This window comes from Streptomyces sp. NPDC028991, from assembly GCF_055564775.1.
In genome coordinates this window covers 310,949-334,327 of sequence record NZ_JBVHVP010000002.1, presented here as the reverse complement: position 1 = coordinate 334,327, position 23,379 = coordinate 310,949, and the positions used below count along the sequence as shown (strand labels likewise).

Below are 23,379 nucleotides of genomic sequence, written 5' to 3'. Positions count from 1 at the left end.
GGGCGCCGGCCGGCCGTGGGCGCGGACCGGCGATGGACACCGGACGCGGGTCAGCCGTGGGCGCGGATCGCCTCGTCCCAGGCGGAGCGGCCGAGGTGGTGGTTCCGGTGGCCCTCGGTGAGTACGTGGCGCAGTGCGGCGAGGTGCTCGGTGTCCGGGGGCAGGTCCAGGCGGGCCAGAAGCGCGAGCGCGGCGGACGGTTCCAGGTCTCCGTAGACGTCGTGGTAGCCGGCCAGCAGTCCCCTGAACAGGGCGTGGTGCAGGGCCGGGAGCCGCACGGCGGTGTCGTACGCCGTCGCCTTCACCGGCCAGGGCACCGGCCCGGTGCACTCCAGTACCCGGCGAGCCCGGCGCAGCAGGGCGTCCGTCGGTTCGCCCACCACGCGGTCGATGTCGCGGCCCAGCACCTCGTGGAAGGCCGCCGCCGCGGTGGCCCGGTCCTCGAACCAGTCGACCCAGAGTGAGTAGGTGAGAGCCTCGGCGTCCTCCTCGGCCTCCAGCCGGCGTCGGTAACCGTCCCAGAGCGAGTCGGTGGGCAACGGGCCGGCCGCGCCCTGGTCCGCGGACCGGATCTCGCAGGTCACCCAGTACTCACCGAGCAGGTCGAGCAGCCCGAACGCCAACCGCACCCGGCCGGGCGCGTCCAGGCGCTCGTCGTCGAACACCTCGCCCGCCCAGGAGTGCGCGACCTCGTTGGCCGTCAGCCGCCGCTCCGGTTCCCCGTCCGCCGTCCAGCCGTCCCCGTCCGCCCGGACCCCCCGTTCGGCGAGCCACCGCCGCGCCGCCTCCGCATCCCGCGTCGTCATCCGGAGATTATGGACCGTGGCCGTGGCCGTGGCCGTGGCCGGGACCGGGACCGGGATGCGGACAGGGACCGGGACCGGGACCGGGGCCGGGACCGCAAGGCACCGGGACGGGACAGGGCAGAGCACAGGTCGTACGATCATCCGACCATGGATGCGAGCGCGGGAACCGAGGACGCGGGTGCCGGAATCGGCATGGTCTCCGTTCCGCCGGGACGGGTGACCCTGTCGGACCGGCGGACGCGGCGCAGTTGGCCGGTGGAGGTCGCGTCCTGTCGGCTGGCGGCGTTCCCGGTCACGCGGGCCGAGTACGCGCGGGTCACCGGGCGGCGGCCCGTCGCCGCGCGGGAGGCGCGGCTGCCCGTCGCCGACGTCTCCTGGGCGGACGCGGTCGGCTTCTGCAACTCCCTGTCGCGAAGCGAGGGCCTCCGCCCGGCCTATCTCCTCTCCGACGGCGACGGCGACGGCGACGGGGACGGCGACGCCGGTGTCACCTGGGACACCTCCGCCGACGGGTACCGGCTGCCGACCGAGGCCGAGTGGGAGCACGCCTGCCGCGCCGGGACGGAGGGACCGCGCTACGGCGCCCTGGACGACATCGCCTGGTACCGGGGCAACTCGCACGAGCGCGTCCACGAGGTGGGCGGCAGGCGGCCGAACGGCTGGGGCCTGTACGACATGCTCGGCAACGTCTGGGAGTGGTGCTGGGACGTCTACGACGCCGAGGTCTACGGCGCCTACCGGGTGCTGCGCGGTGGCGGCTGGTTCGACGAGCACTGGAGCTGCCGGGCCTCCGTGCGGCGCCGCAGCCACCCGACGTTCCGGGTCGACGACGTGGGGTTCCGCGTCGCCCGTTCGGTCGACGGAGGTCAGTCGCCCGTCGGCTGAACCCGGATGTGCATCCGCTCGCCCTGCGCCCCGTACAGGGCGATCCACTCGGCGGGCCGGTCCCCGGCGTTGGCGATGCCGTGCGGGACGCGGGTGTCGAACTCCGCCGTCTCCCCGGCCGTCAGGACGAGGTCGTGGTCGCCCAGGGCGAGGAGCAGGCGGCCGGAGAGTACGTAGATCCACTCGTGGCCCTCGTGGGAGCCCTGGTCGGGGCGCGGGGTCGATCCGGTCCGCGCGACCGGCGGGGCGGGGAGGATCTGCTTGTACGCGTGCAGGCCGTCGTTGGGGTTGCGGGTGAGGGGGATCCAGGTCTGGCCGTGCCGGGTGAAGGGGCGCGGGTGGACGCGGGGGTCGCCGGTCCGGGAGCCGACCAGTTCGTCCAGTGGCAGGCGGTGCGCCCTGGCCAGCGGCAGCAGGTGCCGCAGCCCCGGCTCACGCTGTCCCGACTCCAGCCGGGACAGCGTGGACACGGAGATGCCGGTGGCGGCGCCGAGCTGGGCCAGGGTGAGGCCGCGGGCCTGCCGGATGGCGCGCAGGCGGACCCCCAGTGAGGTCATCACCCGCGTCGTCTCGGCCGTCTCGTCGTCGCCCATGGGACAACTTTCCCCCATGCGGCCATGCGGCCGTGCGGAGGCTCGGCTCAGCAGATCGACTGGCTGCTGTTCACCAGGGTGTTGTTGCGGAACGTCGTGTTCGTGCCGCAGGGGCTCTCGCGGATGGAGGTGTTGGTCACCGTCAGGTTCTGGACGGTGATGTCGGAGTTGTTGGCGAACTCGGAGCGGGCCGCGAGCCGGATCTCGCCGCCGCCCGTGACGCTGCCGCTCCGGGCGGCGAGGGTGACGTTGTGGCAGTTCTCGATGAGGACCGAGTTGTTGCCGGTGTTCGAGATGTTCACCCGGTCGATGACCGCGCCGCCGCTCTCCGAGACGCAGAAGACGCCCCGCCCGCCGCCGCGCGCGATCACCTCGCCGACGCGGATGTTGGTCGGGTAGCCGCTGCCGATCCGGCCGTTGCGGTTGGCCATGCGGAAGGCGGCGTAGCCGGTGCCGGTGCCCGCGCCGTCCGTGTCGACCCTGGTGACGGTGGCGTTGATCGTCTGGTTGAGGAGCAGGCCCGACTCGCCCACGTTGCGGGCGGTGACCGTGCCGATGGTGATGCCGTCCACGCCGTACGTCTCCACGGCGTGGCTGGAGGCACCGGAGACGTAGACGCTGTCGATGCGGATGTTGCGGGACCACTGGCTGGTGTCGCCGCGGTTGTCGATGCGTACGCCGAGGCCGGAGGACAGGCGCATGTCGATCTGGCCGAGGACCACGTTCTGCACGTTGCGCATGAAGACGCCGTAGAGGGGGCGGCCGGTGACGTTCAGGTGCTGGACCTCCACGTCCCGGGTGCCGCGGGAGTAGACCGGCGCCTGGTCGCCGGAACCGCTACCGGTGACGTCGATGGTGCCGCACACGTCGAGGACCGTGTAGCTGGGCAGCGAGATCCGGGACCCCGCGGAGACGGTGCCGGAGCCGCGGACGACGACCCTTTCCTTGGCGGTGCGTCCGGAGGTGAGGCTGTTCACGGCCGCCTGGACGGCGGCCCGCATATCAGTGCCGGTGTGCACGACGGTGCCGCCGCGGCGGGCGGTCCAGGTGCCGCCGCTGCGGACCGCCTCGGCCTGGTACGAGCCCTCGCCGCAAGCCGCGGCAGTGCGGGCGGGGGTGGCGGCCGCCGCGGTGGCGGGGGCGGGGGTGGTGAGGGCGCCGGCCGTGGTGAGGAGGGCGACGGCGCCCGCGGTGGCGAGGAGAGCGGTTCTGCGTCCCATGGGGGGTTCGTCCTCTCGTCGAGCCGATCAAGTCGAATACGGCGTTCGACTGAATCGATTCATCCGGTGGGGTTGGCGAGTGTGGCAACGGGGCGCGGGAGCGTCAATGGGCCGGGCGCGGTTTCCGGGGCCGTGAACGTTCACGCTCTACGGGGCAGACTCGACGGCATGCGGACTGCGTACAGCGTGGAGATGGTCAGGAACGCCGAACGGGAGCTGATGGCGCGGCTCCCCGAAGGGGCGTTGATGCAGCGGGCCGCGGCCGGGCTCGCCGCCGCCTGCGCCGAGGTGCTCGGGCGGGCGGCCGGCCGGGTCTACGGGAGCCGGGTGGTGCTGCTGGTCGGGAGCGGGGACAACGGCGGCGACGCCCTGTACGCCGGTGCCCGGCTGGCCCGGCGCGGGGCGGGCGTGACGGCGGTGCTGCTCGCGCCGGACCGCGCGCACGGCGGAGGGCTGGCGGCGTTGCGGCGGGCGGGAGGACGCGCCGTGGAGTCCGGGGCCGGAGCCGGAGCCGGAGCCGGAGCCGGAGCCGGAGCCGCCGAGGATTTGATCGCGCGGGCCGATCTCGTCGTCGACGGCATCGTCGGGATCGGCGGCAAGGGCGGGCTGCGCGAGGAGGCGGTGCCGCTCGCCGACGCGGTCGCCCGGTCGCGGGCCGCCGTCGTCGCCGTCGACCTGCCGAGCGGCGTGGACGCGGACACCGGGCAGGTGCGCGGGGCGGCCGTACGGGCCGACCTGACGGTGACGTTCGGGGCGCACAAGGCGGGGCTGCTGGTCGATCCGGCGCGGGAGTACGCGGGGGCGGTGCGGCTGGTCGACATCGGGCTGCCGCTGCCGAACGACGCGGCCGGGCTGGAGGCGTTGCAGCACGCGGACGTGGCGCGGCTGCTGCCGGTGCCGGGCGCGGAGAGCGACAAGTACCGGCGGGGGGTCGTCGGAATCGCCGCCGGGTCGGCCCGCTATCCGGGCGCGGCCGTGCTCGCCGTCGCCGGGGCGCTGCGGGGCGGGGCCGGGGCGGTGCGGTACGTCGGTCCGGCCGGGGACACGGTGATCGCCCGCTACCCGGAGACACTCGTGTCCGACCAGGGCCCGAAGCGGGCGGGGCGGGTGCAGGCGTGGGTCGTCGGACCGGGGGCCGGGGACGACGCCGGGACGGTGGCGGAAGTGCTGGCCGCGGAGGTGCCGGTGCTGATCGACGCGGACGGGCTGCGGCTGGCCGACGCCGCGGCGGTGCGGGGGCGTACGGCGCCGACGCTGATGACGCCGCACGCCGGGGAGGCGGCGGCGCTGCTCGGGGTGGGCCGGGAGGAGGTCGAGGGGGCGCGGCTGGCCTCGGCGCGGGAGCTGGCGGCGCGGTACGGGGCGACGGTGCTGCTGAAGGGGTCGACGACGGTGGTGGCCGGGGCGGAGGGAGGACCGGTGCGGGTCAACGCGACGGGGACGTCGTGGCTCGCCACGGCCGGGAGCGGGGACGTGCTGTCCGGGCTGGCGGGGTCGCTGCTGGCGGCGGGACTGTCGGCGCGGGACGCGGGCAGTGCGGGGGCGTACGTGCACGGGCTGGCGGGGCGATTCGCGGCGGAGGGGGCGCCGACGGGAGCGCACGACGTCGCGGAGGCGATTCCGCGGGCGTGGCGGGATGTGGCTCGGGCGGGGTGAGCGGGGTGTTCCGTGGGACGCGGGGTCGTTACGGTGATCGCGTGCCGTCCGACTCCGCCCCACCGCCCACGGAACTCACCTCCTTGCCCAGGGCCGAGTTCGCCTTCCCCGGCCCCCTGCGCGACCGGCTCGTCTCGGCGATCCTCGACGGCTCGAAGACCTCGACGACCGGGCTCGTCGTCGACTACGAGCACGAGGGCGAGCCACTGCCGGAAGTCGGGAGCCGCGAGGTGGTCGTCGACTCCCATGACCGCCCGGTCGCCGTCATCGAGGTGACCGACGTGCGCGTCGTCCCGCTGGCCGAGGTGGACCGCGCCCACGCGATGGACGAGGGCGAGGGGTACACGAGCGTGGCCGAGTGGCGGGCGGGCCACGAACGGTTCTGGCACAGCGAGGAGATGCGTGCGGCGCTGAACGACCCGGACTTCACCGTGGACGACACGACACCGACGGTCCTGGAACGCTTCCGCCTGGCCACCGTGGTGCCCTCGGCCGACGGCTGACTCAGGCCACGGACTTCGAGCACCCGCAGGACACCCTGAGCCTTCCCCTTGGCCCTGCCTTCGTAGTACGTCTCCTCCCAGACCGTTCACGCCGCCCGTGCGGCGGTGCCCAGTTCGCACCAGACGTACTTGCCTCGGTTGCCCTCCCTGGCCAGCGGCTGCCAGCCCCACACGTCGGCGCAGGCCCGCACCAGGGCCAGGCCCCGCCCCTCCTCGGCGTCCAGGCACCGGCCGAAGGGCAGCGGCGGCTCAGGCGGCGTCGGGTCCGCGTCCCACGCGCCGATCCGCAGCACGCCGTTGCCCGACCAGCGCACCCGCAGGGCGGCCGGGCCCTTGGTGTGCCGTACGGCGTTCGACACCAGCTCCGTGGCGAGCAGTTCCGCCACGTCGACCATGCCGATCAGGCCGTGCATCGTGAGGATGAGACGGAGGGTGCGGCGGCACACGGTGACGGCGCGGGCGTCGTTCGGGATGTAGAGGGAGTACTCCCACGGGTCGTCTTCGGGCATGCGGCATCTCCTTGTCGGCAGTGGGTGGTTGGGTGCAAGGGGCGGTGTCATTGCCGCGCCCGTCACGACATGACGGAGCGGTGCGCTTCCGGCGCCCCGACAATACAGAGGGTGCGCTTCGCATCACCGACGGTAGATCTAAATATAGGGACGCGACAAGCCGATCGCGTAATCTGACTCCGAACGAGTCGCGCCCGCAGGCGCGTTAGGGGGACCGGGCGATGGTGAAGAGGCGTGAACCGACGGCACGCCAGATGCGGTTGGCGACAGAGCTGCGCAGACTTCGCGAGGCCACGGGGCTGAACTCCCGTCAGGCCGCCGGGCTGCTCGGAGTGAGCCCCGCCCAGATCACACATATCGAGTCGGCGCTCGCGGGTGTGAGCGAGCAACGGGTCCGCCGACTGGCCTCCCATTACGCCTGCACCGACGACGCGTTCATCGACGCGCTGGTGGCGATGGCCACTGACAGGACACAAGGATGGTGGGAGGAGTACCGGGGCCTGCTGCCCACGTCATTCCTGGACCTGTCCGAGTTGGAGCACCACGCCCGCTTCCTGCGTCACGTGGCGATCCTCTACGTACCGGGCCTCTTGCAGACGGAGGAGTACGCGCGTGCCGTCTTCTCGGCCAGGCTGCCGGAGCTGACCCGGGACGAGATCGAGTTGCGCATCCAGCACCGAAAAGCACGCCAGCAGTTCACGATCCCGTATGAGGCACTGGTCCACGAGGCGGCGCTGCGCATCAGGGTCAGCGACCGCACCACCACAAGGGCTCAGCTCAACAGGCTTCTCGAACTCTCCGAAGCCGACCACATCACCGTGCGTGTCATCCCCTTCGACCTCGACGGCTTCGCCCGCGCGTCAAGCACGATGACATACGTGGGCGGCCCCCTGCCCAAACTCGACACCGTGGTCCGCGACGCGCTGCACGGCTCGGCCCTCATCGATGCCGAAGCACAGCTCAACACCTATCGAACGAGTTTCCGTAAGGTGGAAGCGGCAGCGCTCGAACCCGAACAGTCGCGGGCGTTCGTCCACAGGCTGGCGAAGGAGTTGTGAGGAACCCCATGGACAACTGGCGGAAGTCGTCATACTCGGGCCCGGGTGACGGCAACGAGTGCGTCGAAGTCGCGCACTCCCGCACGCACAGGGCCGTCCGTGACTCGAAGGCCCCGGCCCGAGCGACCCTCGTCTTCCCGGCTCGTGCCTTCACCGCGTTCCTCCAGGGCCTGAAGAACTACTCCACCGTCACCGACTTCGCCAGGTTCCGAGGCTGATCCACCTCGTTGCCCCGGGCCGTCGCCAGCTCGCAGGCGAAGACCTGGAGCGGGACCGTCGCCACCAAGGGCTGGAGCAGCGTCGGGGTGGCCGGGACGCGGACGAGGTGGTCGGCGTAGGGGACGACCGCCTCATCGCCCTCCTCGGCGATGACGACGGTGCGGGCACCGCGGGCCCGGATCTCCTGGATGTTGGACACGATCTTGTCGTGCAGCACCGAGCGCCCGCGCGGGGACGGGACGACCACGACGACCGGCAGGTCCTCCTCGATCAGCGCGATCGGCCCGTGCTTCAGCTCGCCCGCCGCGAAGCCCTCGGCGTGCATGTAGGCCAGCTCCTTGAGCTTGAGGGCGCCTTCGAGGGCGACCGGGTGGCCGACGTGCCGGCCCAGGAACAGCACCGTGTTCTTGTGGGCGAGGGAGCGCGCCAGTTCCCGTACGGGCTCCATGGTCTCCAGGACCTGTTCGACCGCGCCGGAGATGCGTGACAGGTCGCGGACGACGTCGCGGATCTCGTCCCCGTACTTCGTGCCGCGCGCCTGGCCGAGGTAGAGGGCGACGAGGTAGCAGGCGACCAGCTGGGTCAGGAAGGCCTTGGTGGAGGCGACGGCGACCTCGGGACCGGCGTGCGTGTAGAGCACGGCGTCGGACTCGCGGGGGATCGTCGAGCCGTTGGTGTTGCAGATGGCGAGCACCTTCGCGCCCTGCTCGCGGGCGTGGCGCAGGGCCATGAGGGTGTCCATGGTCTCGCCGGACTGGGAGATCGCGACGACCAGGGTCCGCTGGTCGAGGATCGGGTCCCGGTAGCGGAACTCGCTGGCCAGCTCCACCTCGCAGGGGACCCGCGTCCAGTGCTCGATGGCGTACTTGGCGATCAGCCCGGCGTGGAAGGCCGTACCGCACGCGATGACGACGACCTTGTCGACCTCCCGGAGCACCCCCGTGGGAATGCGCACCTCGTCCAGGCTCAGCGTCCCGGAGCCGTCGACGCGGCCCAGCAGGGTGTCGGCGATCGCCTTCGGCTGCTCGGCGATCTCCTTGAGCATGAAGGAGGCGTAGCCGCCCTTCTCCGCGGCCGAGGCGTCCCAGTCGACGTGGTAGGAGCGGACGTCGGCCGGGCTGCCGTCGAAGCCGGTGACCGTGACGCCGCCCGGGCGCAGCTCGACGACCTGGTCCTGGCCCAGCTCGATGGCGTCCCGGGTGTGGGCGATGAAGGCCGCCACGTCCGAGGCGAGGAAGGACTCGCCCTCCCCCACGCCCACCACGAGCGGCGAGTTGCGGCGCGCGCCCACGACGACGTCCGGCGCGTCCGCGTGCACCGCGACCAGCGTGAACGCGCCCTCCAGGCGCCGGCACACCAGCCGCATCGCCTCGGCGAGGTCCGCGCAGGCGGAGAACTCCTCGGCGAGCAGGTGGGCGACGACCTCGGTGTCGGTCTCGGAGGTCAGCTCGTGACCGCGCTCCGCCAGCTCGGCCCGCAGGGGCGCGAAGTTCTCGATGATGCCGTTGTGGACGACGGCCACCCGGCCCGCGTTGTCGAGGTGCGGGTGGGCGTTGGCGTCGGTCGGGCCGCCGTGTGTGGCCCAGCGGGTGTGGCCGATGCCGGTGACGGCGGCCGGCAGCGGCCGTTCGGCCAGTTCCTTGTCCAGGTTGACGAGCTTTCCGGCGCGCTTGGCGGCGGCGAGGCCGCCGTCCGCGAGCACGGCGACGCCCGCCGAGTCGTACCCCCGGTACTCGAGCCGCTTCAGCCCGGCCATCACGACATCGAGTGCCGACTGCGACCCCACGTATCCCACGATTCCGCACATGACGGGCAGCCTACGATCAGATTCGGTCGCGAACCGGCCTTCCCGTGCCCGAAATCGGAAATTCCCACCGGGGTACGAACGCCACGGTGGGAATTCCAGAGGATGACGAACGGCGCACTCAGCCGAGCTTGGCGAGCTGCGCGTCGCTGATCTCCGTGGGGAACGGGAAGTCCTTGCCGGTGCCGGCGGCGGCGAGGTTGAGGACGGTGAAGGAGGCGACGGTGGAGCCCTTGCGGGTGACGACCACCTTGACCGGGAACTCGTCACCCTCGTCGCCGACCATCGTCATCGTCATCGCGACGGCCTCGTCGGCACCGCCGGGTGCCGTGTCCTCGGCCACCTTGGCGATCTTGGCCGTTTCACCGACCGCGGTGAAGGTGAAGCCTCCGGCGCACTTGCCGGCGGCCTCCTTCACCTCCTTCAGGACGGCCTCCGCGCCGCCGTCGTCGTAGGCGGCCAGCGTCACCAGGGCCTTGTCCAGGTCGAAGGCGGCACCGATGGACTCCTCGGTGACCTCGTCGCCGGACGGCTTCTTCGGGCCCTCCGTCCAGCTCCGCTTCGCGGTCGCCGCCGGCTCGCCCAGCGGGACGCCGGTCTCGGCGAAGGCGAGCGGCTCGCAGGCCTTGTCCCCGCCCTTCACCTTGTCCTTGCTCACGTCGTCCGTCGCGGACGTCTTGGTGACCTTGCCGTTGTCGACGTCCGCCTGGGCCAGGGCGGCCTTCTCCAGCTCGGCGGCGGTGAGCGCCTTGGCGGCCGCGGGGGCCGCCGAGTCGGCCGTACCCCCCTTCGCCTTGTCGTCGCCGGCCTTCCCGCCGTCGTCGGACGAGCCGCCGCAGGCGGTGACGAGGAGGGCGAGGGCGGCGGCGGAGGCCGCGAGGGCGGTGCGGCGAACGGCGGTCAGTCTCACGTTGGACTCTCTCTTCCAGACGGCGGAGGTTCCGCACGTATGTGCGATCACTGTATTCACAGCCGCTTGACAGATGATCAGACTTGCGCCACCCGGTACCCGACCGTGACGCCGACGTGATCATCAGCCGCCGGGAGCGGGCCGGAGTGACACACCCCACCTGCCGCCCCGTTCGAACTCCGTTAACAATGGACTGTGATCTCTCCGGTCCCCTCGATGCCCCGGAGCGCCCACCGGCAGCGGCCGGAGGCGACTCCCTACGTCGACCTCACCCGTCCCGAGTGGAGCGCGCTGCGCGACAAGACGCCGCTGCCGCTGACCGCCGAGGAGGTCGAGAAGCTGCGCGGCCTCGGCGACGTCATCGACCTCGACGAGGTGCGGGACATCTACCTCCCGCTGTCCCGGCTCCTCAACCTCTACGTCGGCGCCACCGACGGACTGCGCGGCGCGCTGAACACCTTCCTCGGTGAACAGGGCTCGCAGTCCGGCACCCCCTTCGTGATAGGGGTCGCCGGCTCGGTCGCGGTCGGCAAGTCCACCGTCGCCCGGCTGCTCCAGGCACTGCTGTCCCGCTGGCCCGAGCACCCGCGCGTCGAGCTGGTCACCACCGACGGCTTCCTGCTGCCCACCAAGGAGCTGGAGGCCCGCGGCCTGATGTCCCGCAAGGGCTTCCCCGAGTCGTACGACCGCCGGGCCCTGACCCGCTTCGTCGCCGACATCAAGGCGGGCAAGGGCGAGGTGACCGCACCGGTCTACTCCCACCTCATCTACGACATCGTCCCGGACCAGAAGCTCGTCGTCCGCCGCCCCGACATCCTGATCGTCGAGGGCCTCAACGTGCTCCAGCCCGCGCTGCCCGGCAAGGACGGCCGCACCAGGGTCGGCCTCGCCGACTACTTCGACTTCAGCGTGTACGTCGACGCCCGCATCGAGGACATCGAGCGCTGGTACCTCAGCCGCTTCCGCAAGCTGCGCGCGACCGCGTTCCAGAACCCGTCCTCGTACTTCCGCAAGTACACCCAGGTGTCGGAGGAGGAGGCCCTCGACTACGCCCGCACCACCTGGCGCACCATCAACAAGCCCAACCTGGTGGAGAACGTGGCCCCCACCCGAGGGCGGGCCGCCCTGATCCTGCGCAAGGGGCCCGACCACAAGGTGCAGCGGCTCAGCCTGCGCAAGCTGTGATCCCGCCCGGCGGCCTGTAGAAAGACGGGATGCTGCACCTGCGCCTGATCACCCCGGCCGACCGGACCGACGAGGTGGTCCGCCTGATCGGCCGGACGGTCGGCACCACCCACCTGATCGTCCTGCCGGGGTGCGCACGCGATCCCGAGGGCGACGTCGTCCTGTGCGGCAGAACTACCCCAGCGCGGACTTCACCGAATCGGCCAGCCGCCCCGCGACGGACCGAGCCTGTTCGATGTCCGCCGCTTCCACCATCACCCGCACCAGCGGCTCGGTCCCCGAGGACCGAAGCAGCACCCGTCCGGTGCTGCCCAGCTCCCGCTCGGCCTCCGCGACGGCGGTCGCCAGCTCCGCGGAGGTCGTCACCCGGGACTTGTCCACGTCCGGCACATTGATCAGCACCTGCGGCAGCCGCTCCATGACGGACGCGAGGTCCCGGAGCGTACGGCCGGTCTGCGCGACCCGTGCCGCCAGCATCAGGCCGGTCAGTGTGCCGTCGCCGGTGGTGGCGTGGTCGAGGATGATGACGTGGCCGGACTGCTCGCCGCCGAGGGCGTAGCCGTGCTCCTTCATCTCCTCCAGGACGTACCGGTCGCCGACCCCGGTCTGCGCGAACCGGATGCCCTCGCGCTCCATGGCGAGCTTGAAGCCCAGGTTGGACATGACGGTCGCGACGACGGTGTCGGACCGCAACGCGTCCCGCTCCCGCATCGCGAGCGCGAGCACGGCGAGGATCTGGTCGCCGTCCACCTCCGCGCCGGTGTGGTCCACGGCCAGGCAGCGGTCGGCGTCGCCGTCGTGGGCGATGCCCAGGTCGGCGCCGTGCTCGACGACGGCGGCCTTGAGCAGGTCGAGGTGGGTGGAGCCGCAGCCGTCGTTGATGTTGAGGCCGTCCGGCACCGCACCGATGGTGACCAGCTCGGCGCCGGCCCGCGCGAACGCCTCCGGCGAGACCCGGGAGGCCGCGCCGTGCGCCTCGTCGAGGACGATCTTCAGTCCGTCGAGACGGTTCGGGAGGACGCCGACGAGGTGGGCGACGTACTGGTCGAGCCCCTCGTCGTAGTCCCGCACCCGGCCGACGCCGGCGCCGGTCGGGCGGTCCCAGGGGGCGCCGGTGCGGTGCTCCGCGTACACGGACTCGATGCGGTCCTCCAGCTCGTCGGCGAGCTTGTGACCACCGCGGGCGAAGAACTTGATGCCGTTGTCGGGCATGGCGTTGTGGCTGGCGGAGAGCATCACGCCGAGGTCGGCGCCGAGGGCGCCGGTGAGGTGGGCCACCGCGGGCGTCGGCAGCACGCCGACCCGCAGCACGTCCACCCCGGCGCTGGCCAGGCCCGCGACCACGGCGGCCTCCAGGAACTCCCCGGAGGCGCGCGGGTCCCGTCCGACCACCGCGGTCGCCCGGTGCCCGGCGAAGGTGCCCGCCTCGGCCAGTACGTGCGCCGCGGCGACGGAGAGGCCGAGCGCCAGCTCGGCCGTCAGATCCGCGTTGGCGACACCGCGCACGCCGTCCGTGCCGAAGAGTCGTCCCACTTGTCCTCCTGAGGAAACGTCAATTCCGGAAGCGGCTGCCGGTGCGGCCCACGCAGTCGGCTCCCGTGGTCACGGACACGCGTCGCAACGCACCGTCCGGCCATCCGATCACACAAGCCCTTGAGCTTTTGAACGTCTGAGCTACTGAACGTCTTGTGCCGTTATACGCCCAACGACGGGGATAGACGAACGCCCCGGCAGCACAGTGGCGTGCCGCCGGGGCGTTCGGAGTACGTTCGAGCGGGCCGGACAGCCCGCAATACGTACGTGCAGGCAGCGAAGCCTAGCGCTTGCTGTACTGCGGAGCCTTGCGGGCCTTCTTCAGACCGGCCTTCTTGCGCTCGACCGCACGGTCGTCGCGCTTGAGGTAACCGGCCTTCTTGAGCGCACCGCGGTTGTTGTCGACGTCGGCCTCGTTCAGGGCGCGGGCGACACCGAGACGGAGCGCACCGGCCTGACCGGAGACACCGCCGCCCGAGATGCGGGCGATGACGTCGTAGCGGTTGTCCAGCTCGAGCACCTTGAAGGGCTCGTTGACTTCCTGCTGGTGCACCTTGTTCGGGAAGTAGTCCTCGAGCGTGCGCCCGTTGACCTTCCACTTGCCGGTGCCCGGGACGATCCGGACACGGGCGATGGCGTTCTTGCGACGGCCCAGGCCGGCGGCCGGCTGGGGCTCGCCGAAGGCGGAGGCCATGGACTCCGAGGTGTACTCGCCCTCGACGGGCACCTCGGACTCGGTGGTGTAGCTGTCGATGTCGATCTCTTCGAGCGGCTGCTCGGCAGTGGTCTCGGCCACGATGCTCCTCAGATTCTCTTCAGTCTTAGGGGGTGGCCGGAACTACTGCGCGACCTGGGTGATCTCGAACGGCTGCGGCTGCTGCGCGCCGTGCGGGTGCTGGTCACCCTTGTAGACCTTCAGCTTCGAGAGCATCTGACGGCCAAGGGAGTTCTTGGGGAGCATGCCCTTGATGGCCTTCTCGACGGCCTTCTCGGGGTTCTTGTCCAGCAGCTCGTCATAGCGCACGGAGCGCAGGCCGCCCGGGTACCCGGAGTGGCGGTACGCCATCTTCTGGGTCCGCTTGTTGCCGGAGAGGTGCACCTTGTCGGCGTTGATGATGATGACGAAGTCACCGGTGTCGACGTGGGGCGCGTAGATCGGCTTGTGCTTGCCGCGCAGGATGGAGGCCGCAGTGGTGGCCAGACGACCCAGGACGACGTCCTGAGCGTCGATGACGTGCCACTGGCGCGTCACATCGCCGGGCTTGGGGCTGTACGTACGCACGGTTCGTAGCCTTCGCTTCTTCAGTGAGTGGTCCTGACATGGTCACCGAAGACGATCACGACAGCCTTGACCGCACCGCGGTGACGCAAACCGCGTGCAGGTCGCTGGTCATCGGTCCCGGTGGACCGGTGTAAGGGCCCCTCACGTGAGAATGAGCAAGCCAATACACATACGACTGTGCAGAATACCCGGGGCCCCATAGCCGGGTCAAAACGGAGTCGCCGGAGCGGGCTCCCGCTCCGGCCCGGGCCTCGCGCGCGCGTGGCCGCCGGGGGCCGCCGCGCCGGCCCGGGCCCGCCGCGCGACCGTCACCGCCAGCACGCACAGCGTGAACGCGTCCTTGAAGGCCCGCCGCCGCTCCGACTCCAGCCAGGGCCAGGTCAGCCCCGGCACCTGGGGCACCAGGGCGATCCAGAACCAGGGCCCCCGGGCCACCGAGCCGGCGTACGGCAGCCCGGCGAGCAGCAGCGGCAGGACGACCAGGAGGTAGTGGTCGTAGGAGGGCCGGGAGACGAGGAAGGCCGAGAGCATCAGGCCCGCCCCGGTCTCCGCGAGCCGCGACGGCCCCGGGTCGGCACGGCGCCAGCGGACGTACGCGCACAGCACCCCGGTCCCGGCCGCGGCCACCGCGAGCCCCTGGGCGAGCGCCCCCGGCACCCCGAGCCGGGGCAGCACGGCCGCCGGGGAAGCCTCGTAGAGCCGTACGAAGCCGTCGTCGCCGTGGAGCAGGAACGGCAGGGTGCGGGTGAAGAAGCCGGCCGGGTCGGGCATCAGCAGCGCCGCCGCGCCACAGGCCAGCGCGGGCACCAGGACGGCCGCCGCCAGCGCCCGCCACCGCCCGGCGAACAGGAAGAGCAGGAGGACCGGCGCGAGCAGCGGCTTGAGCGCCACGGCGGCGCCGATGACCGCGCCCGCCGTCGTCCACCGTCCCCGGCCGGCCAGCAGGAGAGCCAGCGGCAGGGCGAGCGCCGCCGTCACGGTCCAGTTGCCCAGGCGCACCAGGTGCCCGAACGGCGCGCAGCCCATCGCGAGCCCGGTCAGCCCGAGGACCGCCAGCCGGCTGCCGAGCGGCACGCGGTGCAGCCGCAGCGCACAGGCCCAGCCCAGCGCCAGCAGGGCCGTCACCACGCAAGGCACCAGCACCCGCAGCACGCCCGCGGGCAACAGGGCCTGCGGGGCGGCGGCGAGCACCGCGCTCGGGAAGTAGAGGAAGTGCGGATCGTCGTACGGGGAGCCGCCGGCCAGCCAGGTGCGGGCGGCCCGCACGACGATCGCGTTGTCCATCCCGCCGTCCGAGGTCACCCGCCCCGCGTGCGCCGCGGACGCCGCCAGGACCACCACCAGCACCGCCCGGGCCGGCCCGCCCGCCGGCCGTACCAACCACCCGGAGATGTCGTTTTTGCCCGTCCGCATGACCGGAACGCTAGGTGCTGCGGAGCCCTTGGAGGCGCACCAGCACGCCACTCGGCCCGTCTAAGATGCGGCCCATGAGCTTTGGGCAGGGGGGACCTCAGTCGCAGTGGGATCCCTGGAAACCGCAATCGCAGCAGCAGCCCTGGAACGGCGGCGACGGGGACGGCACCCCGGACTGGGCCGCGCTCGCCGAGGCCTCCGAGGCCCGCGCCAAGCGGCGCCGGCTGCTCTTCATCGGTGGCGGAGCGCTGGCCACCGTGGCGATAGCCAGCGCCGTCGCCGTGGCCGTGGTCTCGGCGAACGGCTCGGGCCAGGCGTCCGACGGGCCCTCCTCGCAGCTCCCCGCGACGGCGGGCATACCCAGCGCGACGGCCACCGAGCCGTCGTTCGCCCCGACCAGCGCCCCGCCGCCGCTGGACCCGAAGGACTTCGTCTCCAGCGCGAAGAAGGACAAGGCCCCGCTCAGCCCCGACCTGCTCTTCCCCGGCACCCAGCTGACCATGGGCGACACGGTGTACAAGAAGGGCCCGACGGCCGACACCCGCACCTGCGGATCCGCCGCCCAGGGCACCCTGCCCAAGGTCCTGGACGCCAATGACTGCACCCGGCTGATCCGCGTCACCTACACCAAGGGCGACACCGCGGTGACGGTCGGCGTGGCCGTCTTCGGCACCGAGGCGCAGGCCGTCAAGGCCAAGAAGCAGGCCGACAAGAAGAGCATCGTGCGCTCCCTGTCCGGCGGCGGCGTCAAGTCCTTCTGCACCGGCGCCGTCTGCCGTTCCACCACCAACTCCTACGGCCGCTACGCCTATTTCACCGTCGCCGGCTTCACGGACGGCAAGGACGTCACGGAGAAGTCCACGTCGGTGTTCCGGGCCGGCGACGACCTGGCCGAGTTCGCCTTCCGGCAGATCCGCCGCCGCGGCGAGGCCCAGGCGTCGGCGGCGGCCGAGGGCTGATCCCCGCCCGCCGTCAGAGCCGCTTGGCGCTGCGCAGGGTCTTGGCGTAGTAGCCGTTGCCGTCCAGCCGGGAGACGCCGCCCATGTCGCCGATGGTCGGTCCGTTGACCTCCTCCCGGCTGGAGACGAAGATCAGGTGCCCCTCGGTGTCGTAGCCGAGCACCATGCCCACGTGGTCCAGCCGCTCCTTGGTGCGCGTGTCGAGCTTGAAGAAGACGAGGTCGCCGGGCTGGAGCTGGTCGATGGCGGACGGCCGGTCGTCCGGCGACACCCCGGCCAGCGGGAGCACGTCGACGCCCTCCTTGGAGCGGGCCATGCCGTTGGCGGTGCGCGGCAGGCCGTCGCCGGAGGTGTCGGAGGACATCAGCGGGTAGCGGGCGCGGTAGCCGAGCACCATGCGGATGAAGCCCGAGCAGTCCAGGGCCTTGGCGCGCATGGCCTCCGGCGTGCCGACGGAGCCGTCGCGGAACGGGTACCGGACGCCGAGGTAGTCGTAGAAGTCGGACTGCTCCAGGCGGAGGTCGCCGTCCTCGGCGCCGGTGGTGTTCAGCGGGCCGAAGTCCGCGTCACCGGCGTAGGCGATGCCCTGCTCGTCCTTCTTCTGCGGAGCTCCCGCCACGTACTGGAAGGCGAAGGCGAACAGGTCGTCCTCCTTGCTGTCCTCGTACTCGGCGTACCACTCCTCGAACCACTTCTTCTTCTCGGCACCCTTCTCCCAGGGCTCGGGCATGAGCCGGACCCAGTCCGTGGTGGAGACCTTGGAGGAGGTCGAGGCGGGCTCCTCGAAGGTGCGCGCCGGTCCGGTCAGGGTGGCGGTGCGCGCCCCGTCCGTGAGCACGGCCCTGATCCGGCCGTCCGCGTCCCGCAGTACGGAGCGCGCCGGGTTCTCCAGCCGGGACCAGCTCTCCGCGCCCTCGTCCTTCGAGGTGCCACCATCGCCGGAGCCGCGGGCCCCGTCCAGGACGCCGACGTTCCGGACCTCCGTGACTCCCGTGTCCTCCTGCTTGCGCAGCTCCAGGGTGAGGTAGCCGGAGGTGCCGACGAGCGCCAGCACCACGAGGCCCGAGACGACCGGACGCGACTTCTTCTTGGCTTTGGCTGCCATGTTCTGCTCCTCCTCGGTTCTCAGACGGTGGGCATGACGCCGAGCAGCAGGCCGGCGGCGACGACGATGTAGGCCATGAGGGAGACCGTGCCGGTGGCCAGCAGGGTGGCGCCCTTGGGCTGGCGCACCATCTGGTAGGCGACGAGGCCGGGCACGATGAAGCCGAGGGTCTGGTTGCCGTACAGCAGCGGGAACTCGATCGAGAGCACGATCATCACCGTGGCCTGGAGCAGCACGCCCAGCAGCACCACCGCGGCGAACAGCCGCTTGCCGTAGAGGATCACCAGCCGCTGCATGATCTTGGTGCCCGCGTAGGTCAGCGCGGTGACGCCCACCATCATGGCCGCGCGCTGGAGGTCCTCGATGAGGGTCAGCGCGATCCAGCCCGGCGTGATCATGCCACCGGGGGACAGATTGGTGGTGAGGTAGCACAGCAGCGAGAAGAACAGGCCTATGGCGATGCCGAGGGCGGCCATCTCGGGGGTGAGTGCGGCGGTGGTCAACGGGGTCTCCGGGCAGAGGGGCGGGGGGTGTCGCCGTAGGGGTCGTCGTGCGCTTCGTCGTGGGGCGGCCAGTTCTGCGGAGCGGGGGCGTACTGCCCGTACTGCCGCTGTCCGTACTCCTGCTGCTGCTCGTACTCCTGCTGCTGCTCGTACTCCTGCTGTCCGTACTGCTGCCGCCGCTCGTACTGCTCGTCGTACCGCTGCTCTGACCGGGCTTGCTGCTGCCCGTACGGGCCCGTCGGCTGGGCCGGGACGCGGACCACCGGGATCTCCTGGGTCTGCGAAGCCTGGTAGCGCTCCTCGTACGCCGTCGGGTACGAGGCGAACGGGTCCAGGCGCGGCGCCTGGGCCGGTGCCGCGGCGGCCGGGCTCGGCGCCGCGGCGCCGGTGTCGCTGTCGTCCGCCGGGAGCTCGGCCAGGTACTCCAGGAGTTCCTCGCCCTGGCCGTGGATGTTGCCGATGGCGACCAGGGAGGAGTCGTCGGACATGCGGCCGAGCAGCGCCGGCATGAACTCGTCGGCCGACCGTCGCTCGCCGCCCAGGTCCACCGCCCGCTCCCGCCACTGGGCGGGGATGGCGTCGATGGCGCTCTTGGACGGATGCCCGATCACGAAGACGTTGTCCGGCTGGAGGTCGGGGATGATCTCGCCCATCTGCCCGTTGCGCTCCACGCGGTCCGGACGGCAGTTGATCACCACGTTGAGCGGACGGCGGATGGCGCCGAGATCGAGCAGCTGGTTGATGTTCATCAGCGTCGACTCGGGATCGTTGGCCGCGAAGACGTTGGCGAAGGCGAGGCGCTTGCCCTCGGGCGCCACGTAGCGCTCCACGGAGAGCACGCCCGGGTCCGGCGGCGCGTCGTACATGCCCTGGAGGGCGACCTGCCGTTCCACGCCGACCAGCTCGGCGACGACCAGGGCGATCGCGACGTTCTCCTTGAAGGTGAACCAGCTGAAGCCGCGCAGCTCCTCGTCGCTGACCATCTCCGGGTCCGCGTAGACCAGCCGGCAGTTCCGGGCGTCGGCCTCCTCCTGGAGGATGTGGAAGCGCTCCTGCTCGGCGGTGACGCAGATGCCGTTCTCGGGCATCGAGCGGCACAGCGAGCGCGCCACGTCGTCCAGGGTCGGGCCCATCTCGGCGAGGTGGTCCTCGCGGACGTTGCACAGCACGCCGATCGTGGAGCGGATCAGCTTGCTCTGGTTGACCTCCTGGAGCGCCGGCATCACCGCCATGCACTCGATGACCAGCGCGTCGGGCCGGTAGGTGGCGGCCCGGCGGACGATGCCGATCTGCTCGACGACGTTGGCGATGCCGAACTTGCGGTAGACCGGCTCCTCGGTGGCGTCGGGGTGGATGAAGCGCGCGGCCGTACCGGTCGTCTTGGCCACGGTGACCAGGTCACCGCCGCGCAGCGCGCCCGCGCACAGCCGGGTGATGGAGGACTTGCCGCGGATGCCGTTGACGAGCACGCGGGAGGGGATGGAGTGCAGGGCCGCGTAGTGCCGGCGCTGCTCCACGATGCCCGCGACGAGCAGGAACAGGCTGCCGGCCAGCAGGACGAAGTACAGATAGAGCACTCGGGATCACCTTCCTCCGGCGCCGAGCCGGGGCTCGGCGGGCCGGCGGGCCTGGTTCTGTCGGCGGGCCTGCAACTGCTGGCGGAGCAGTTCGAGGCTGCGGACGACGGCCCCGACCTCGTCCTGGTAGCGGGGGTAGTGCACGGTCTTGAGGTCTCCGTCGGCCAGCTTCTCGGCGCTGGCGGCCAGGGCCCGCAGCGGCCGTGCCACGACCAGGTACACCCAGCCCAGGCAGACGACGATCGCGGCGAGGCCGAGCATCCCGGCGAGCACGCTGCGGTCCTCGCGCTCGTAGGCGGCGATCTCGAAGCGGTCGGCGTCCTGGCTGCTGACCACGGTCCACCCGATGTCGGAGGCGATGCCGCCGCCGGAGAAGGGGGCCGCGGCGGCCACGGTGACGTCGCCGCCGTCCCGGATGAGCAGGCCGTTCTCGACGGGGCCGGCACCGACCCGTACGTTGCCCGCGCGGACCAGGTCGGTCAGGGCGTCACCGGGCAGCTTCTCGAAGGCCAGGAAGCCGTCGCTGCCGGCGACGGTCCGCGCCTCGGCGTTCACCACACGGACCTCGCCGAGGCCGGGCCGCTTCAGCAGCGAGTTGAGGAACTCCACCCGTACCTCGCCGACCAGGGTGGTGCCCTTGTGCTCCGGTACGGGGGCACCGGCCTGGATCACCGGCTTCTTGTCCCCCTTGCCGGAGACCCGGACCAGCGGAAGGTCCTCGTCGTCGCTCCAGTCGTGCGGGTCTCCCCCGGCACGGGCGACGACCTCGCCGTCGGCGTCCACGACGTACAGGGCCTGGTAGCGGGTGTGCTCCTCCAGGGCGTCCGTCAGCAGGGTCTCGGCGGCGTCGGGGTCGTCCGCGTCGATCAGCCGGGAGGTGGAGACGAGGTCCGCCTGGGCCTCGTTGAGCGCCCGGCGGACGCGGTCGGCGATCAGGTCGGTGCGGTCCCGCTGGTCGTTGACGATGGTGGCGGGCACGCTGACCGAGCCGTCGGTGCGGTTCAGCAGCAGGCCGACCGGCACGCACCAGAGCAGCAGCAGAACGGCGGTCACCCCGAGCGGCACGCGCATGCCGAGGCGGGCCTTGCCGCTCTTGCCGCCGGGGCCTTGGTCGGGGCCTTCGCCGGTGCCGTGGAGCTGGGTCCGCAGGCGTTCCAGCGCGGCGCCGATCCGGGCGGCCTCGCCCCAGCGGGGCACGGCGACGGGCCGGGTCAGATCGCCGCGGGCGAGCCGCCGGGACTCCAGGAACAGCCGCAGCAGCGGGCGCTGCACGGCCGCCCACAGCACGGCCGCCGCCAGCAGCCCGAGCACGACCAGCGCCCCGGCCGCGACCAGCCCGTACAGTTCCCGGCCCGTCTCGGCGGCACCCTGCTGCTGGATCACGGGCAGCATCGCCACCACGGTGAGCCCGAGGCCCGCGGCGACGCTGTCCTTCTCCTCCGGGTCGGAGGAGGCGAGGGAGGCGTACCCGGCGGTGGTGACCCGGCCGTTGTAGTCGTCGCCGAGCAGGGTCCCGCTGACGCCGGGGTACCCCCGGGAGCCGGGCTCCCTGGCGGTGACGGGGTGCTCCTCGGTGCGTTCGGCGGCCTGGCCGGAGAGGCCGGACATCTGCTTCTGGAGGAAGACGAGTTCCTTGCGCTCCTGGTCGGAGTTGAGGGCCTCGGACTGTTCGAACCCCTCGGTCGCGAGGACCTCACCGTTCCGGGCGACGACCGCCATGCTGCGGAACGGGCCCAGGTTGATGGCGGGCACGGACAGGCTGTTGGAGGCGATCAGCAGCTGCTGCGGCCGGTCCTTCGCGTCGAGGAGCGCCATCGTCATCAGCCGGACGTCACCGGTCTCCAGCCGCACCATGCGGGGCGTGAGGGCGTGCTCGCCGGTGAGGACGTCCTTGTCGAGCCAGGCGAGAGGAATCCTTTCGCCGCGCGCGGCGAGGACCTTGCCGCTCTCCAGGTCGACCACGGTGGTGCCGGTCCACTTCTGGTAGGTCCGGCCCAGGTCGGACAGGACGCGCTCCGGCTCCTCGGGCTTCTTGGCGTTCAGCGCGGCGGCGGTGCGCTCCAGGTCCGTGACCCGCTCGTCGATCGAGGCGCGCAGCGCGATCGCGCCGTCCTCCGCGAAATGCTGCTGCGAGGACAGCACGGCCTTGGGCACCACGGTGTCGTCGCCGGGACCGAGCACCTTCGCCGTGAGCGCCGCCAGGGCGACGATCAGCAGACACAGCACCGCGATCGGGGGACGGATGCCGCCCAGGAGGGGCATGTCCGCCCGCCTGCGGCTGCGTCGCCGCCCTTTCCGCCCGGAGTTCGCGGCACGACTCGATGTCACCGGTCTTCTTCCTTGGTTGCTACGGGGATGCCCAGCGCGCGCTGGACGCACCGCTGCCGCGGTCGTGCGACGCCGTCACTACAAAGACTGATAAATGTCGTCAAGGTTGTGGCCTCGACGCGGAACGCGGTGTGGCGCTGCTCACTCCTCCAGGGACAGCGACTCCAGACCGTCGCCGCCGGGAGCGCCCCGGTTGTAGAGGAAGCCGCGCGTGCGGTCGGCGGCCAGCCGGTAACGGGCGAGCCGCTCCTCGGACAGGCCGTCCGGATGGTCGAGCTGGTGCTGCACGTCCACCAGCCGGTGGTCCTCGACGGCGCCGTCGGGCAGTTCCTCACCGGGCTCCGCCTCGGGCGGGATGTCCACCAGCGTGGTGCGGTGGCGGGCGGTGACGTCCCAGCCGCCCTCGGTCGTCTCCCGGAACTCGAACCAGCCGATGGCCCCCTCCTCGGTCAGCCCGGTCGGGGACGAGTGCCGGGCCACCTGGTTGCCGAGGCCGTAGGCGACCCAGGTGCCGTTCACCTTCTGGATCGGCTGGACCACGTGGGCGTGGTGTCCGATCACCAGGTCGATGCCGGTCTCCTCGGTGATCCGCCGGGCCAGCTCCAACTGCGGCACGCTCGGCTCGTTGTAGTGCTCCATGCCCCAGTGGACCGAGAGGACCACCGCCTCGGCCCCCGCCTTCCGGGCCCGGCTCTCGTCCTTCTTGATCTCCTCGGTGCTGCTCCGGTTGAAGGCCCAGCTCTGCTTCTCGGGCGTGGGGTTGAGGAAGGACTCCCAGGAGTACGCGAGATGCGCGACCTTGACGCCGTTGACGTCCCGGATGTTGATCTGCTCTGCTTCCTCGGACGTACGCGCCGACCCGGCGTGCCCGAGGCCCACCTCGTCCATGGCGTCCAGCGTCCGCCGTACGGCCTTGAGGCCGTGGTCGAAGGTGTGGTTGGAGGCCGTGGAGCAGGTGTCGTACCCCACGTCCTTCAGAGCCGTCAGGATCTGCGGCGGCACCAGGAACTCCGGGTACCCCTGGAAGGGGCCCTTGGGCTTGCCGACGGGTGTCTCCATGTGACAGATCGCCAGGTCCGCCTCGCTGATGACCGGCTTCACCCCGGCGAGCAGCGGACCGAAGTCCAGCCCGGCCTCGCCCTCGCCGGTCTTCTCGGCGTCCTTGGCCGCCTGCTCGACCAACTCGGGGTGGATGAGTACGTCGCCCGCGGCGGCCACGGTGAACGAGCGTCCACCCGGCTTCGCCTGCGGACGCACGGACTCGGAGCCGCACGCCGTGGCCACGAGGGCGGCTGCCACCAGGGTCGCCACGGAGCGGCCCATACGGAGAG

22 protein-coding genes and 1 pseudogene are annotated in these 23,379 nt (G+C 71.8%); 8 read left to right on the top strand and 15 right to left on the bottom strand.

All coding sequences use genetic code 11. From position 1 onward, the window contains the following. Window positions 1–50 precede the first annotated feature (50 nt). Window positions 51–806: a hypothetical protein gene (locus ACZ4V1_RS05695; protein ID WP_468329774.1), complete on the bottom strand. Its 756-nt coding sequence runs from the start codon at window positions 804–806 to the stop codon at window positions 51–53. A gap of 147 nt (window positions 807–953) precedes the next feature. Between ACZ4V1_RS05695 and ACZ4V1_RS05690 the strand changes: the two genes are divergently transcribed. Further along, on the top strand, window positions 954–1,691 hold the full coding sequence (locus ACZ4V1_RS05690) for a formylglycine-generating enzyme family protein (RefSeq protein WP_468329771.1): 738 nt from the start codon (window positions 954–956) through the stop codon (window positions 1,689–1,691). Here ACZ4V1_RS05690 and ACZ4V1_RS05685 read toward each other — a convergent pair. Beyond that, window positions 1,673–2,284: a helix-turn-helix domain-containing protein gene (locus ACZ4V1_RS05685; RefSeq protein WP_468329768.1), complete on the bottom strand. Its 612-nt coding sequence runs from the start codon at window positions 2,282–2,284 to the stop codon at window positions 1,673–1,675. The genes ACZ4V1_RS05690 and ACZ4V1_RS05685 overlap by 19 nt on opposite strands. A 47-nt stretch (window positions 2,285–2,331) precedes the next feature. Further along, a complete protein-coding gene (locus tag ACZ4V1_RS05680; protein ID WP_468329765.1) occupies window positions 2,332–3,504 on the bottom strand; it encodes a hypothetical protein in 1,173 nt (390 codons plus the stop codon). Between the two features lie 168 nt (window positions 3,505–3,672). Between ACZ4V1_RS05680 and ACZ4V1_RS05675 the strand changes: the two genes are divergently transcribed. Together ACZ4V1_RS05675 and ACZ4V1_RS05670 are read left to right on the top strand one after the other, a co-directional pair. Further along, window positions 3,673–5,160 carry an NAD(P)H-hydrate dehydratase gene (locus ACZ4V1_RS05675; RefSeq protein ID WP_468329762.1) on the top strand — a complete coding sequence of 496 codons (1,488 nt, stop codon included), beginning with the start codon at window positions 3,673–3,675 and terminating at the stop codon, window positions 5,158–5,160. 41 nt (window positions 5,161–5,201) lie between these two features. After that, window positions 5,202–5,663, top strand: a complete 462-nt coding sequence (locus ACZ4V1_RS05670) for an ASCH domain-containing protein (protein ID WP_468329759.1) — start codon at window positions 5,202–5,204, stop codon at window positions 5,661–5,663. 86 nt (window positions 5,664–5,749) lie between these two features. Here the strand turns inward: ACZ4V1_RS05670 and ACZ4V1_RS05665 are convergent, their stop codons facing one another. Beyond that, window positions 5,750–6,172: an ATP-binding protein gene (locus ACZ4V1_RS05665; protein ID WP_468329756.1), complete on the bottom strand. Its 423-nt coding sequence runs from the start codon at window positions 6,170–6,172 to the stop codon at window positions 5,750–5,752. A gap of 221 nt (window positions 6,173–6,393) precedes the next feature. On the opposite strand from ACZ4V1_RS05665, the gene ACZ4V1_RS05660 reads away from it, so the two are divergent. Together ACZ4V1_RS05660 and ACZ4V1_RS05655 are read left to right on the top strand one after the other, a co-directional pair. Continuing rightward, window positions 6,394–7,230, top strand: a complete 837-nt coding sequence (locus tag ACZ4V1_RS05660; protein ID WP_468329753.1) for a helix-turn-helix domain-containing protein — start codon at window positions 6,394–6,396, stop codon at window positions 7,228–7,230. An 8-nt stretch (window positions 7,231–7,238) separates the two neighbouring features. Further along, window positions 7,239–7,448: a DUF397 domain-containing protein gene (locus ACZ4V1_RS05655; protein ID WP_468329750.1), complete on the top strand. Its 210-nt coding sequence runs from the start codon at window positions 7,239–7,241 to the stop codon at window positions 7,446–7,448. Here the strand turns inward: ACZ4V1_RS05655 and glmS are convergent. Together glmS and ACZ4V1_RS05645 are read right to left on the bottom strand one after the other, a co-directional pair. After that, window positions 7,409–9,256 carry a glutamine--fructose-6-phosphate transaminase (isomerizing) gene (gene glmS, locus ACZ4V1_RS05650; protein ID WP_468329747.1) on the bottom strand — a complete coding sequence of 616 codons (1,848 nt, stop codon included), beginning with the start codon at window positions 9,254–9,256 and terminating at the stop codon, window positions 7,409–7,411. The genes ACZ4V1_RS05655 and glmS overlap by 40 nt on opposite strands. Before the next feature lie 118 nt (window positions 9,257–9,374). Continuing rightward, window positions 9,375–10,163 (bottom strand): hypothetical protein, encoded by a 789-nt coding sequence (locus tag ACZ4V1_RS05645; RefSeq protein WP_468329744.1) that lies wholly within the window; start codon window positions 10,161–10,163, stop codon window positions 9,375–9,377. Window positions 10,164–10,379: 216 nt separating this feature from the next. On the opposite strand from ACZ4V1_RS05645, the gene coaA reads away from it, so the two are divergent. Continuing rightward, a complete protein-coding gene (gene coaA / locus ACZ4V1_RS05640; protein WP_468329741.1) occupies window positions 10,380–11,348 on the top strand; it encodes a type I pantothenate kinase in 969 nt (322 codons plus the stop codon). Window positions 11,349–11,377: 29 nt separating this feature from the next. Continuing rightward, a pseudogene (locus ACZ4V1_RS05635) lies at window positions 11,378–11,515 on the top strand (DUF389 domain-containing protein); the annotation flags it as partial. 7 nt (window positions 11,516–11,522) lie between these two features. Here the strand turns inward: ACZ4V1_RS05635 and glmM are convergent. The 4 genes from glmM to ACZ4V1_RS05615 all read right to left on the bottom strand — a co-directional run bounded on the left by glmM (window position 11,523) and on the right by ACZ4V1_RS05615 (window position 15,576). Next, window positions 11,523–12,881 (bottom strand): phosphoglucosamine mutase, encoded by a 1,359-nt coding sequence (gene glmM / locus ACZ4V1_RS05630; protein ID WP_468329738.1) that lies wholly within the window; start codon window positions 12,879–12,881, stop codon window positions 11,523–11,525. A 283-nt stretch (window positions 12,882–13,164) separates the two neighbouring features. Continuing rightward, window positions 13,165–13,677: a 30S ribosomal protein S9 gene (gene rpsI, locus ACZ4V1_RS05625; RefSeq protein ID WP_210957924.1), complete on the bottom strand. Its 513-nt coding sequence runs from the start codon at window positions 13,675–13,677 to the stop codon at window positions 13,165–13,167. Window positions 13,678–13,719: 42 nt separating this feature from the next. Then, window positions 13,720–14,163, bottom strand: a complete 444-nt coding sequence (gene rplM, locus ACZ4V1_RS05620; protein ID WP_003974239.1) for a 50S ribosomal protein L13 — start codon at window positions 14,161–14,163, stop codon at window positions 13,720–13,722. 207 nt (window positions 14,164–14,370) lie between these two features. Beyond that, a complete protein-coding gene (locus tag ACZ4V1_RS05615; protein ID WP_468329733.1) occupies window positions 14,371–15,576 on the bottom strand; it encodes a glycosyltransferase 87 family protein in 1,206 nt (401 codons plus the stop codon). Window positions 15,577–15,650: 74 nt separating this feature from the next. Between ACZ4V1_RS05615 and ACZ4V1_RS05610 the strand changes: the two genes are divergently transcribed. Next, complete coding sequence (locus ACZ4V1_RS05610; protein ID WP_468329730.1) at window positions 15,651–16,535, top strand: hypothetical protein; 885 nt, start codon at window positions 15,651–15,653, stop codon at window positions 16,533–16,535. Between the two features lie 13 nt (window positions 16,536–16,548). Here the strand turns inward: ACZ4V1_RS05610 and ACZ4V1_RS05605 are convergent, their stop codons facing one another. The 5 genes from ACZ4V1_RS05605 to ACZ4V1_RS05585 form a co-directional block, all read right to left on the bottom strand. After that, window positions 16,549–17,640: a C40 family peptidase gene (locus ACZ4V1_RS05605; protein ID WP_468329727.1), complete on the bottom strand. Its 1,092-nt coding sequence runs from the start codon at window positions 17,638–17,640 to the stop codon at window positions 16,549–16,551. A gap of 20 nt (window positions 17,641–17,660) precedes the next feature. Beyond that, window positions 17,661–18,143: a poly-gamma-glutamate biosynthesis protein PgsC/CapC gene (locus ACZ4V1_RS05600; protein WP_184761006.1), complete on the bottom strand. Its 483-nt coding sequence runs from the start codon at window positions 18,141–18,143 to the stop codon at window positions 17,661–17,663. After that, a complete protein-coding gene (pgsB, locus tag ACZ4V1_RS05595; RefSeq protein WP_468329724.1) occupies window positions 18,140–19,720 on the bottom strand; it encodes a poly-gamma-glutamate synthase PgsB in 1,581 nt (526 codons plus the stop codon). Before pgsB ends, ACZ4V1_RS05600 begins: the two co-directional genes overlap by 4 nt. Before the next feature lie 6 nt (window positions 19,721–19,726). Then, a complete protein-coding gene (locus ACZ4V1_RS05590; protein WP_468329721.1) occupies window positions 19,727–21,982 on the bottom strand; it encodes a HAMP domain-containing protein in 2,256 nt (751 codons plus the stop codon). Window positions 21,983–22,189: 207 nt separating this feature from the next. Further along, the gene (locus ACZ4V1_RS05585) at window positions 22,190–23,371 is read right to left on the bottom strand and encodes a CapA family protein (protein WP_468330915.1); all 1,182 of its coding nucleotides are present in this window, start codon (window positions 23,369–23,371) and stop codon (window positions 22,190–22,192) included. Between the last annotated feature and the right edge of the window lie 8 nt (window positions 23,372–23,379).